Origin of the sequence: Amycolatopsis sp. QT-25, from assembly GCF_029369745.1 — a bacterium.
Taxonomy (GTDB): Bacteria; Actinomycetota; Actinomycetes; order Mycobacteriales; family Pseudonocardiaceae; genus Amycolatopsis.
Map to the genome: position 1 here is coordinate 1062319 of NZ_CP120210.1, position 11997 is coordinate 1074315.

Below are 11997 nucleotides of genomic sequence, written 5' to 3' on the forward strand. Positions count from 1 at the left end.
TACGGCTTCAGGCGGGTGGTGAACCCTGCGCGGAGGCCTTAGCGACCTCGCGAGTGGGCTGACCGGCCGGACCGGGCAAGCGGGAATCGCCGACGGCACCATGTCCGACGGCACCACGTCCGTCGGCGGGCGGTACCCCCGCCACCCGCGCAAGTCAGGAAACGGCGCTCGCCGGGGCCGAGAAGGTGTTGCAATCGGCGATCCGGTTGTTGCTGGCACCCGCCCGCCACCAGGACGCGTAATGCGCGTTCGTCCCGTGGTCTTGGCTGCGCGAGGTGTTGTCGCCCCGGGTCTCCTGGTCGTTCCAGGCCTTGTTGTACATGTCGCGGCTGACCGTGCCGCCCTGGTCGACGTGCGCGCCGAGGAACATCCCGGAGAAACACTGCGCCTGAAGTTCCTTGCGCCGAGACATCTCCAGCCCGGCGGAGCTGTTCTGGCCCGCTTCGTAGATCTTCTGCCAGGCCGCGTCCATCAGCCCGGCGACCTCCTGCACGTGATGGCCGTACTCGTGCGCGAAAAGGGCGAGGTAGACGCCGGGGTTGTTGCCGTACTGGTCGGTCTGCAACCCGCGGAACGGCACGTAGAGGTTGTTCTCGCAGTAGTACGCCGCCGTCGCGATGCCCACCTGGATCGTGCCGCATTCGGTCTCGAAGCTGGCGCCGGTCGGGAAGTGCAGTGCGGGCGGGGTGAACGGCAGGTCGTAGGCGTCGAGGAACGGGCCCCACGCGTGGTCGAGGCATTTGCCCGCGGCGGTGAAGAACGCCTCGGCGGCCTGCTGGCTGCTCTGCCACTGCGGCAGCGTGCAGACCCGGTTCTGCAAGCCCGCGTTGGGGTCTTGCAGGATCGGGTGGTCGCCGAGCTTGAGGACCTTCTGCGGCCCCCTCGACGACGGCGGCGCCTTGGACGGGGACGACGGGAACGGGTCGGTCGAGGACGACGGCGACGAAGACCCGCTCGGCGGCAACGTGGCAGGCGAAGTCGGGCTCGGCAGGGTCGAATAGCCCGCGTTCGCCACGGGATCGGCGCCGTCACGATTGAGTGAAATGATCGCGACCAGGCCGAGGACCAGTACGGCGACCGCGCCGAGGCAGATGCCGACGATCGCGCCCACGGACCGCCGGCGCGGTGGCGGCGGCGGGAATTGGTGCGGCGCGCCGTGCCACTGGGCAGGGGGCTGGCCGTGCACCGGCGGTGGCTGGACGGCGCCGCGTGGCGGCCACTGGCCGTGGGGCGGTTGCGTCATCAAGTCGGTCCCGGTGGTTCTAGGGGCGAACCGGGGGTACCCGGCCCGATGTTCAGCATAACGAGCTAACGGCGTCCCTTCCCACAGTTCGACTGCAGAGGGTATCCGGCGTGAGCCGAGTGGTCACCCGTCAGTGTCGTCACCCCAGCTCTGGCCGGGTGTCGGGGCCTCTGGAAGAGTGGGCGTACGCAACGTGAACGGGTAAGGGGCTGTCGCATGACGGAGACCGGCGGACCGTCCGGGCCGGAAGGTACCGAGACGCCGAAGCCGCAGGCGGGGAAACCAGCACAGTCGCAGGCGGGGGAGCCGGCACAGTCGCAGGCGGGGGAGCCGGCACAGTCGCAGGCGGGGGAGCCGGCACAGTCGCAGGCGGGGGAGCCGGCACAGTCGCAGGCGGGGGAGCCGGCACAGTCGCAGGCGCGGGCGGACACGCCGCCCCCGACGCAGGCGGAAGCGTCGCCGCCGTCACCGGCGCCGGAGCAGCAGTGGCAGTCCCCGTCAGGGGGCACGCCGCCGCCTCCGCTGCCGTCGTATCAGCCGCCGCAGCAGCAGTACCCGAATTGGAAGGTCGGCCTCGGCAGGCCCGGTGTCATCCCGCTGCGCCCGCTGAACCTGACCGACATCCTCGACGGCGCGGTCACGACCATGCGCCGGTACTGGCGGATGGTCTTCGGGGCCGCCGCCGTGACCGCCGTCCTGACCGCGGCCATCGACCTGATCGGGCTCCTGCTGGTCGACACGACCGAGGATCTCGAGCGGCTCCGCGATCTCGGTCCGGCGGCCACCGATCAGGAGCTGCTGAACCAGACGCTGGACATGCTCGGCGGGACGTTGGCCGCGAGTTTCGTCAGCCTTGTCGCCACGATGGTCGGGACCACGCTGCTCACCGGGTTCCTGACCGTCTTGATGGGCAAGGCCGCGCTGGGCAAGCCGATCGTCTTCAAGGACGCGGTGAAGGAGGCGGCGGGACGGCTGCTGCCGCTGCTCGGGCTGACCGTGCTCTACACGCTGGCGATCATGGTCGCGGCGATCTTCTGTTTGGTGCCCGCGATCATCCCCTTCACCTTCTGGGCGCTGGCCAGTCCGGCGCTGCTGCTGGAACGCGGCACCGTACGCGAGGCGTTCCGCCGGTCGGCGAAGCTGGTCTCGGGGATGTTCTGGCGGATCTTCGGGATCCTGCTGCTGGCCGCCGTGATCTCGGCGTTCCTGGCGATGATCATCACCATGCCGTTCAGCTTCGGCGCGTTCATGGCCGTGTTCACCGACCCCGAGCAGGTGTACATCCCGTCGACCGGTGACCTGATCCTGCAGTCGGTGGGCACGGTGATCGCGCAGACGATCGTCGGCCCGTTCTCCGCGCTGGTGACCGTGATCCTCTACATCGATCAGCGGATGCGCCGCGAGGGCATGGACATCGAGCTGGCCCGCGCGGCCGGGATCGCGACGCCGCCCCCGCCGCAGGCATGGTGACGCGTTTCCTTTCGGAGGTCCCGGTCGACATCGACCGGGACACCGCCCGGCTACGTGCCGCCGAGGAGCTCGCGGGTCAGCCTTATCAGGCCGCGAAGCCGAGCTGGTTGTCCCAGGCGTTCGACTGGGTGCTCGAAAAGCTGTTCGGTGTGCTCGAAACCATCGACAGCGCCGTGCCCGGCGGGATCTTCGCCGTGGTGCTGCTGGTCGTCGTGCTGATCGTGGTGATCGTGGTGATTCGGCTGAAGTCGGGCCCCCTGGCGACGTCGGTCAAGAGCGGCCGCGCCGTGTTCGCCGGGCAGCGCAAGGCCTCCGGCGAACATCGCAAGGCGGCCGAAGAGGCCGCGTCGCGGGGCGACTTCGACGACGCCGTCCGTGAGCGCTTCCGTGCCTTGGTGCGGTCTTTGGAGGAGCGGGCGTTGCTGGACGAGAAGTCCGGCCGGACCGCCGACGAGGCCGCCATCGAAGCCGGACGGCTGCTCCCCGACGTCGCCGCGCCCCTGCGCGCCGGTGCCCGGTCGTTCGACGACGTCCACTACGGCGGGATCCCGGCCACCCCGGCCGGTTACCGGTCACTGTCCGAATTGGACGAACGCTGCCGTCGCGCCAGGCCGGTCGCCTTGGCGGCCGGATGACCTCGGTTTCGCCCGACGCCCGCCGGATCTGGCGCGGAGTGCGGCTCCCGCTCGCGGTCGTCCTCCTGCTCGTGCTCACCGGGACGCTGCTCGTGCTCGTCCAGGGCGAGCAGACCACCGGCGCGCTCGAACCGGGGTCCTACGAGCCCGGTGGCGGCCGTGCGCTGGCGACCTTGCTGGAGCGGGAAGGCGTCGAGATCCCGGTCGTGCGCACCGCCGCCGAGGCCAAGGGGGTCGCGAGGGACGCGACCGTCTTGATCACCCGGCCCGCCTACGTGCCCGAGAACGCCTTCGCCGAAATCCGGCGGACTGCCGAGCACGTCGTGCTGGTGCAGCCGAGTTCCGCCACGGTCGAGGAGATCCTCCCGGGCGTGCGATCGACCGATCAACTCGAAACCGAGACCCGTGCCCCGGACTGCCAGGCCGTGGATCCCGTCGCGGCGGGCAGCGCGACGATGGGCGGCTTGAGGTACACGGCGACGCAGCCGCGAGCGCAGGAATGCTACGGCGGCTCGTATCTCGAGGTGCCCGGTCCACAAGGGACGGTCACCGTCCTCGGTGCCCCCGAGCCGCTGACCAACGAGTGGCTCGCGAACGAGGGCAACGCGGCGCTCGCGATGCGGTTGCTCGGGAAGCACGAACGGCTGGTCTGGTACCTGCCGACGCCGGCGGATCCGTCGCTCGAAGCGGAGAAGAAGCCGCTGTCGGAACTGATTCCGGCGGGCTGGTCGTACGCGGCACTGCAAGCCGGGGTCGCGGTCGTGCTGCTGGCGTCGTGGCGCTCGCGCCGGCTGGGGCAGGTAGTGACCGAACCCATCCCGGTCGTGGTCCGCGCGGCCGAGGCCACCGAGGGACGGGCGAGGTTGTATCGCAAGGCGAAGGCCGCCGCGCACGCCGGGGAGACCTTGCGTGAGGCGGCCCGCGCGCGGCTCCGGCCGTTGCTGGGGCTCACCCGTGACGCCGAACCCGCGGCGCTGGTGGACTCCGTCGCCGTGCGAACCGGCCGGGCACCGGCCGAAATCGGCGCGCTGTTGTACGGGAACCCGCCCGCCGACGTGTCGGACGATGCCGCCCTGGTGCGGCTGGCGGACGGACTCGATGTCGTGGAACGAGAGGTGGAGCGGTCTTGAGTACCGAGCAGTCCGAGCAGGACACCGTGGACGGTGCCGCCGAGGCGCGGGCGGCGCTGATCGCCCTGCGGACCGAGGTCGGGAAGGCCGTGGTGGGCAACGACGCGGCCGTCACCGGGCTCATCATCGCGTTGCTGTGCCGGGGACATGTGCTGCTCGAAGGCGTTCCCGGCGTGGCGAAGACGTTGCTGGTGCGGGCGTTGGCCGCGGCGCTGGATCTGGAGACCACCCGGGTGCAGTTCACGCCGGACCTCATGCCGGGTGACATCACCGGCTCGATCGTCTACGACGCGCACAGCGGCGAGTTCTCCTTCCGCGAGGGCCCGGTGTTCACGAACCTGTTGCTGGCAGACGAAATCAACCGCACCCCGCCGAAAACGCAGTCTTCGCTGCTGGAGGCGATGGAGGAACGTCAGGTCTCCAGCGACGGCAAGACACGGCCGCTGCCCGATCCGTTCATCGTCATCGCGACGCAGAACCCGGTGGAATACGAAGGCACGTACCCGTTGCCCGAGGCGCAGCTCGACCGCTTCCTGATGAAGCTGACCATGCCGATGCCGTCCCGCGAGGACGAATTCGGCATCCTCTCCCGCCACGCTCAGGGTTTCGACCCGCGAGACCTGGGCGCGGCGGGAATCACCCCGGTCGCCGGGGCCGTCCAGCTCGGCGCCGCACGGCGCGCGGTCGCCGGGGTCACCGTGCGCCCCGAGGTGCTCGCCTACATCGTGGACGTCTGCCGGGCGACACGGTCGCTGCCGTCCGTGCGGATCGGCGTTTCGCCGCGTGGCGCGACCGCGCTGCTGGCCGCGACCCGGGCGTGGGCGTGGCTCGCGGGCCGTGACTACGCCACCCCGGACGACGTCAAAGCGCTGGCGCGGCCGTCTTTGCGGCACCGGCTCGATCTGCGGCCCGAGGCCGAACTCGAAGGCGCGACCGCCGACGGGGTGCTGGACCGCGTCCTCGCGTCCGTGCCCGTTCCTCGCTGATGGCCGTCACCGGGCGGCTGGGGCTGCTGGCGCTCCTCGCGGCGCCGGTGGTCGGTCTCCTGTTGCCCTCGTGGGCCGGGATCGGGCTGGCCGCGGCGGTGCTGTTGCTGATGGTGGCGCTGGATCTCCTGCTCGCCGGAAGTGTGCGACGGCTGAACTTCTCGCGGTCCGGCGCGACGTCCGTGCGGCTGGGGGAGGCGTGCGAGGTCACGCTGACCGTGGCCAATTCCGGCGGCCGTCCGGTGCGTGCGTGGCTCCGGGACGCCTGGCCGCCCAGCGCCGGCGCGGACGACAGGCACCGGCTGACCCTGCCCGCGGGTGAACGCCGCATCGTGACCACCCGGCTTTCGCCGACCCGGCGCGGCGATCGCACGGCGGCCAGGGTCACCGTCCGGTCGACCGGGCCGCTGGGGCTCGCCGCACGACAGGGTGCGCACGACGTGCCGTGGACCGTGCGGGTGCTGCCGCCGTTTCACAGCCGCAAGCATCTGCCTTCGCGCCTGGCGCGGCTGCACCGGCTCGACGGCCGCAACGCCGTGCTGATCCGGGGGCAGGGCACGGAATTCGACTCCCTGCGCGAGTACGTGATCGGCGACGACGTCCGGTCGATCGACTGGCGGGCTTCGGCGCGCGCGTCCGACGTCGTGGTGCGGACCTGGCGTCCCGAACGCGACCGGCACGTGGTGCTGGTGCTCGACACCGGCCGCGTTTCGGCGGGCCGGGCCGGGGACGCGCCGCGGCTCGACGCGGCGATGGACGCGGCCCTGTTGCTGGCCGTGCTCGCCGCGCGGGCGGGTGACCGCGTCGACCTCCTCGCCTACGACCGGCAGGTCCACGCCGCGGTCCGGGGGTCGAGCGACTTGTTGCCCGCCTTGGTGAACGCGATGGCGCCGCTCGAACCGTCACTCGTGGAGACCGACGCGCGCGGGATGATCGCGGAGGTGCTGCGGCGGACCCGGCGGCGCGCACTGATCGTCCTGCTGACCGGGCTCGACGCGGCGCCGCTGGAAGAAGGCCTCTTCCCGGTGCTGGCCAAGCTGACCTCGCGGCACCAGCTGATGATCGCTTCGGTGGCGGATCCGCGGGTCGCCGAGATGGCGACGGGCCGCGGTGACGCGGAAGCCGTCTACGACGCGGCCGCGGCCGAGCGGGTGCTGGCCGAACGGCGCCAGGTCACCGCGCGGCTGGCGCGGCACGGTGTGGAGGTCGTCGACGCCGTCCCCGAGGACCTGCCGCCGCGGCTGGCCGACCGGTATCTCGCGCTGAAGGCGGCCGGACGGCTGTGATGTGCTTCGGGTCGTGAGTGGCGATTCGTGTTCCCGCCCTGTTCGCCCCTCTCGACCTGTCAGGCACGAGGTGGCCGCGGCGGGGGTGGTCGCGGTCGGCGTCGGTGCGGAACCCGCCGACGAGAACCGGCTCAGCCCGCTTCAGGCCGAGCATCACCAGCGTATCGCCAGTCGACGTCACCCACTTCGCCCGCTTTCGCGGCCCGGCGGCCGACCACGAACACGTAGAGCAGGAACGCCACCTCGGCGATCACCCCGATGCCGATGCGAGCCCACGTCGGCAGGCCCGACGGCGTCACGAAGCCTTCGATCACGCCGGAGATCAGCAGGACCACGGTCAGCCCCAGCGCCATCACCACGACCGACCGCCCCTGCTCGCCGAGCGCCGCCGTCCGGGACCGGCGCCCCGGATCGACGACCGTCCAGCCGAGCTTCAGCCCCGTCCCGGCCGCGACGAACACCGCGGTCAGCTCCAGCAGACCGTGCGGCAGGATCAGCCCGAAGAACACGTCGAGCCGACCGGCCGAGGACATCAGCGCCGCGCCGATCGCGAGGTTCAGCGAGTTCGCCCAGAGCGCGTAGACCACCGGGAGCCCCAGCACCACGCCGAGGAACAGGCAGGTCGCGGCCACCCAGGCGTTGTTCGTCCAGACGCGCGCGGCGAAGGAACCCGCGGGATCGGAGGAGTAGTACGTCTCGTACTTCCCGCCCGGCGCCGTCAGGTCCTTGAACTCCTCGGGCGAGGCCAGCGACGCGAGCACCTGCGGGTCGCCCGCGATCCACACCGCCGCGATCGCCATCACCGCGATCGACGCCGCCGCCGAAGCCAGCCACCAGCGCCTGCTCAGGTACAGCGCCGCCGGGAATCGGCGGGTGAAGAACAGCCCGACCTCTCGCCAGGCAGGACTGTGCGAACCGGTGACGGCGGAGCGGGCCTTCGCGACCAGACCGGACAGGTGCGCGACGAGCGCCGGGTCGGGCGCGACCGAGCGGATGATCGAAAGATGCGTCGCGACGCGCTGGTACAGCGTCACCAGCTCGTCGGCGTCCGGGCCGCTGAGTTTCCCGGCGCGGCCGACGAGGTCACGCAGCCGGTTCCAATCGGCCTGATGCGCGGCGACGAACACGTCCACGTCCAACTCGGAGCCCTCCCGGCGATCGTCCTTGGTCGCCCAGCTTATTCGTCACTACGCTTGCCAGGTGGAACAAGAGTCCGAACTCGTCACCGGCGAGGCCGTCGTCCTGGACGTGCGCGCGGCGAAACTGGCCAGCCGTGGCCTCGCCATGATGCTCGACGTCGCCCTCCAGCTGATCGCGCTGGTCGTCGCGATGCTGGTGCTGAGCCAGGTCACCGCGTTCGGCGACGAGGCGCTGGCGCTGACCCTGTTCCTGGTGACCCTCGTGCTGGTCATGGTCGGCTACCCGGTGATCTCCGAAACACTGACCCGCGGCCGCACCCTCGGGAAGATGGCGCTCGGCCTGCGGGTGGTCCGCGCCGACGGCGGTCCGGTCCGGTTCCGACACGCGCTGGTCCGCGGGCTCGCCGGGTTCTTCGTCGACTTCTGGGCGCTGGGCATGCTCGGCGCCGTGGCCGTGGTCACGTCGCTGCTTTCGCCCAACGGCCGCCGCGTCGGCGACTACCTCGCCGGCACCCTGGTGATCCGGGAACGCGTGCCCGCCTCCCGCACGCCGTACGTCGGGATGCCGCCGCGGCTGGCGTACTGGGCTTCGCAGCTCGACCTGACCAGGCTGCCGAACGACCTCGCGCTGGCCGTCCGGCAGTACTTGAGCCGCACGAGCGAGCTTCGCCCCGAAGCGGTCGAAGCCCTCGGGTACGGGCTGGCGCAGCAGGTCGCTTCGGTGATCGGGGCGCCGGTGCCGCCGGGGGTGCCGTCGTGGGAGTACCTGTCGGCGGTGCTCGCGGAGCGACGGCGGCGGGATCAGGAGAAGCTGCAACCGGCGGTTCAGCACGGGCCGCCGGGGGCGCAGCCTTTCGCGGCGGGGCAGTCCTTTGCGCCAGCGGCGCCGGGACAGCCCGTGGCGTATGGGCAGCCGGGACAGCCTGTGGCGTACGGGCAGCCGTATCCGCAGCCGCTTGCGCAGCCGCAGCCGGTTGCGCAGCCGTACCCGCAGCCGGTTGCGCCGGTCGCGCAGCCGCAGCCTCCCTCGGAGCCGGTACCGGAGAACCCCTTCACCCCACCCAGCTGACCACGGACTTTCGCCGACGTGCCTGCCGACTCCCGCATCGGTAGTACATGAAGGCCCCCTTCCTTGCGCTAGACGCAAGGAAGGGGGCCTTCATGTACTACCGAGCCTTCACGGACTTTCGCCGACGGGCGTACATGAAGCCTTTACACGCTGCCAATGGTCGCGTCGCGTTGCAAGAAGTCCGTGAAGGCCTGGCGGATTCACATGGTGGTTGCAACACGCATTGTTTGTTGGTTGGAGAGTAGTGCTTCGAGGGCTTCGGCGGGTGTGTGCCAGTCGAGGGTTTCGCGGGGGCGGCCGTTGAGTTCGGCGGCGACTCGTGCGAGGTCTGCGGCGGTGTGCTGGGACAGGTCGGTGCTTGTGGGGAAGTATTGGCGGAGTAGTCCGTTGGTGTTCTCGTTGGTTCCGCGTTGCCAGGGTGCGTGTGGGTCGCAGAAGTAGATGTCGATCCCGGTGGCCAGGGTGATCTTTTTGTGGTGGGCCATTTCCTTGCCCTGGTCCCAGGTCAAGGATTTCAGCAGCAGCGGCGGCAGCGTCTGGATGGTCTCGGTCATGGCGGCGGCGACGGTGGCGGCGTCGCGTCCGTGGGGCAGGTGCAGCAGCATCACGAACCGGGTCGATCGTTCGACCAGGGTCCCGATCGCGGATTTGTTGTTCTTGCCCAGGATCAGGTCGCCTTCCCAATGCCCGGGGACGGCGCGGTCGGTGACCTCGGCGGGCCGTTCGGAGATGTTGACCATGTCGGGGATCCTGCCCGCGGGCCGGGCCCGGCGGGCCTGGGCCTGCCGGCGGGGCATCCGCAGTGCCCGCCCGGTCCGCAACGCCTGGGTGAGTTCGCGGCGCAGCGCGCCTTTTCCCTGGACATACAGTGCTTGGTAGATCGTTTCGTGGGACACCCGCATCTCCGGCTGGTCGGGGAACTCCAGCACCAGTCTCCGCGCGATCTGACGCGGGGACCATTTACGGTTCAGCCTGTCCTGCACCACCTCCCGCAACACGGTGTCCGCGGCCAGTTTCGCGGCCTTCGGGCGTTTCGCACGGTTCTCGGCCGTGTGCTGCGCGCTGACAGCCCGATAGCGGCCGGAGGAACCGGTGTTGCGGGCCAGCTCGCGGGACACGGTCGAGGCCGGACGGCCGATCGCCCGCCCGATCGCCCGGGGCCCCTGGCCCGCGGCTTTCAGGCAGGCGATCTCCTCCCGCTCGGCCAGGCTCAACCGGAGGGGACCAGGCCGAGCAGGTGCGTTACCGATCACCCCGCCAGCCTGCCGGAACAACCGCACCCCCGTCGTCGGGGACAGCCCCACCGCCCGGGCCGCCGGCTTCGCCGCCACCCCGGCCCGGACCTGATCCCAAAACCCCACCCGCACCGACCGCGGCAGCCACCGATGAACCCGCACCACAACCCCACCCCCATCAGACGGTGTTGCAACAACCCCATGACTCCGAGCCTCCTTGAGGGACCCAGGGTCCCTCAAGGAGTCCTTCACGGACCGCGCTCGGGCGAAACCCGTAGTCCGTCAGGAAACGTCGGCCGACTTGGCCGCCCACGTGTTGCACTGGGAGATCCGGTTCTTCTGCGCGCCGTGCTGCCACCACGAGACGGCGTGGGCGTCGGAGCCGTGGTCGCGCGGCCCGCCGTTGTGGTCGCCGCGGTCCTGGGTCTGCCAGGCGTCGCGGTACATCGCCTGATCGACCGAGCCGCCGCGGCCCACCGTCGAGCCCAGGAACGTCCCGGACAGACACTGCGCCGAAAGTTCGTTGCGCCGCGACATCTCCAGGCCCGCCGCCGAGTCGGTGCCCGCTTCGTATCGCGCGTCCCAATAGGCCTCCGAGACACCGGAAAGCGCCTGGATGTGGTGCGCGTACTCATGGGCGTAGACGGCCAGATAGACCCCGGGCCGGTTGCCGTATTGGGGGACCTGAAGGCCTTCGTACGGCATGTAAAGCGTCTCGTTCTGCGAGCAGTAGAACGCCGCCACCGAACCGTTGCCGGCGTCGCCGCAGGGGCTCGACCAGTTCTTGCCGGACGGGTATTTCACGGTCGGGACCCGGAACGGCAGCTTCGTGTAGTTCATGACCTGCTGCCAGACGCTGTCCAGGCAGGGCCGCGCGCTTTCGAAGAACGCCGCCGCCGCGTCCGGGTTGTTCGCCCAGCGCGAGAGGTTGCACGGCTGGTTCGGCAGGCCGACCTGGGCGTCGAGCCACAGCGGGTTGTCCGCCAGCTTGTGGTGCGGTTGCGGGCCGGACGGGGCACGGCTGGCCGAGGTCGCGCGGGTCGAGCCCGCCGACGTTTCGCGCGAGGTGGTCGAATCGCGCGAACGGGTGCTCGTCGTCGACGTGTCGCTGGACGTGGTCGTCGTCGTGTAGTCCGAAGAGGACGTCGTCGGATGGCTCGAGTATCCGGCATCCGCGGTGTGCCTCGAGTCGCCGTTCGCGATGGTGATGACCATCAGCAGCCCACCCATCACCGCCATCACGGCCACGATCGCGACCGCCGCGATCACCCCGCCGTTGGACTTCTTGGCGTGATATCCGCCGTACGGCGTGAAGGCGGGCTGAGTGAAACGCGGGCCGTACGGAAGCTGCGGTGGGCCGGCCGCGCCGGGGCGGAGCGGTACCGGCGCGCCGATCCGCGGCGGGGGCAGCGGGGCCGCGCCCGGCGGGGGCAGCGGCATCCCGCCGCTCGGCGGACCCGGCCGGAACGGCGGCGGGATCGGCGTCGGCCGGGAGACCGGCGGCCGCCCTGGGCGGCCGGGCGGGACGGGGCCCTGCCGCATGGGCGGAGCACCGCGCTGTGGCAGCGGACGCGCGGCCGGTGGTGGGACCGGACGGCCACCTTGCGGCGGTAGCGGACGCCCAGCCGGTGGCGGCAGCGGACCCGCTCCGGGTGGCGGAAGCGGACGGCCACCTCGCGGCGGCGTCGGTGGTGGAGTCGGCCGGCGCCGCGGATCAGGCGCGCCGGGCGGCTGCTGGTTCATCGAGTGGATCCCCCATGCGATTCGGCAACGCAGTTCGCCCAGGTGGGGCGATTCGGCGTTT

At 71.0% G+C, this 11997-nt stretch carries 10 protein-coding genes; 6 read left to right on the forward strand and 4 right to left on the reverse strand.

Annotation, left to right across the window (positions count from 1 at the left end):
• Positions 1-154: 154 nt before the first annotated feature.
• Positions 155-1111: a neutral zinc metallopeptidase gene (locus P3102_RS05290; protein ID WP_276371643.1), complete on the reverse strand. Its 957-nt coding sequence runs from the start codon at positions 1109-1111 to the stop codon at positions 155-157.
• A gap of 348 nt (positions 1112-1459) precedes the next feature.
• Between P3102_RS05290 and P3102_RS05295 the strand changes: the two genes are divergently transcribed.
• Genes P3102_RS05295 through P3102_RS05315 form a run of 5 tightly spaced genes read left to right on the forward strand, consistent with a single transcriptional unit; the run spans position 1460 to position 6750 of the window.
• The gene (locus tag P3102_RS05295; protein WP_276366999.1) at positions 1460-2713 is read left to right on the forward strand and encodes a hypothetical protein; all 1254 of its coding nucleotides are present in this window, start codon (positions 1460-1462) and stop codon (positions 2711-2713) included.
• Positions 2707-3348, forward strand: coding sequence for a DUF4129 domain-containing protein (locus P3102_RS05300; protein ID WP_276367001.1), 642 nt, complete (start codon positions 2707-2709; stop codon positions 3346-3348). Before P3102_RS05295 ends, P3102_RS05300 begins: the two co-directional genes overlap by 7 nt.
• Complete coding sequence (locus tag P3102_RS05305; RefSeq protein WP_276367003.1) at positions 3345-4478, forward strand: DUF4350 domain-containing protein; 1134 nt, start codon at positions 3345-3347, stop codon at positions 4476-4478. The genes P3102_RS05300 and P3102_RS05305 overlap by 4 nt, the downstream gene beginning before the upstream one ends.
• On the forward strand, positions 4475-5464 hold the full coding sequence (locus P3102_RS05310) for a MoxR family ATPase (protein WP_276367005.1): 990 nt from the start codon (positions 4475-4477) through the stop codon (positions 5462-5464). Before P3102_RS05305 ends, P3102_RS05310 begins: the two co-directional genes overlap by 4 nt.
• Positions 5464-6750, forward strand: coding sequence for a DUF58 domain-containing protein (locus P3102_RS05315; protein WP_276367007.1), 1287 nt, complete (start codon positions 5464-5466; stop codon positions 6748-6750). Before P3102_RS05310 ends, P3102_RS05315 begins: the two co-directional genes overlap by 1 nt.
• 131 nt (positions 6751-6881) lie before the next feature.
• Here the strand turns inward: P3102_RS05315 and P3102_RS05320 are convergent, their stop codons facing one another.
• Positions 6882-7889 carry a stage II sporulation protein M gene (locus P3102_RS05320; protein WP_276367009.1) on the reverse strand — a complete coding sequence of 336 codons (1008 nt, stop codon included), beginning with the start codon at positions 7887-7889 and terminating at the stop codon, positions 6882-6884.
• A gap of 61 nt (positions 7890-7950) precedes the next feature.
• Here P3102_RS05320 and P3102_RS05325 point away from each other — a divergent pair, with 61 nt between their 5' ends.
• On the forward strand, positions 7951-8958 hold the full coding sequence (locus tag P3102_RS05325) for an RDD family protein (RefSeq protein WP_276367010.1): 1008 nt from the start codon (positions 7951-7953) through the stop codon (positions 8956-8958).
• Positions 8959-9158: 200 nt separating this feature from the next.
• On the opposite strand, the gene P3102_RS05330 is transcribed toward P3102_RS05325, so the two are convergent.
• Together P3102_RS05330 and P3102_RS05335 are read right to left on the reverse strand one after the other, a co-directional pair.
• Positions 9159-10355 (reverse strand): IS30 family transposase, encoded by a 1197-nt coding sequence (locus P3102_RS05330; RefSeq protein ID WP_276367012.1) that lies wholly within the window; start codon positions 10353-10355, stop codon positions 9159-9161.
• A gap of 120 nt (positions 10356-10475) precedes the next feature.
• Complete coding sequence (locus tag P3102_RS05335; protein WP_276367014.1) at positions 10476-11735, reverse strand: neutral zinc metallopeptidase; 1260 nt, start codon at positions 11733-11735, stop codon at positions 10476-10478.
• Between the last annotated feature and the right edge of the window lie 262 nt (positions 11736-11997).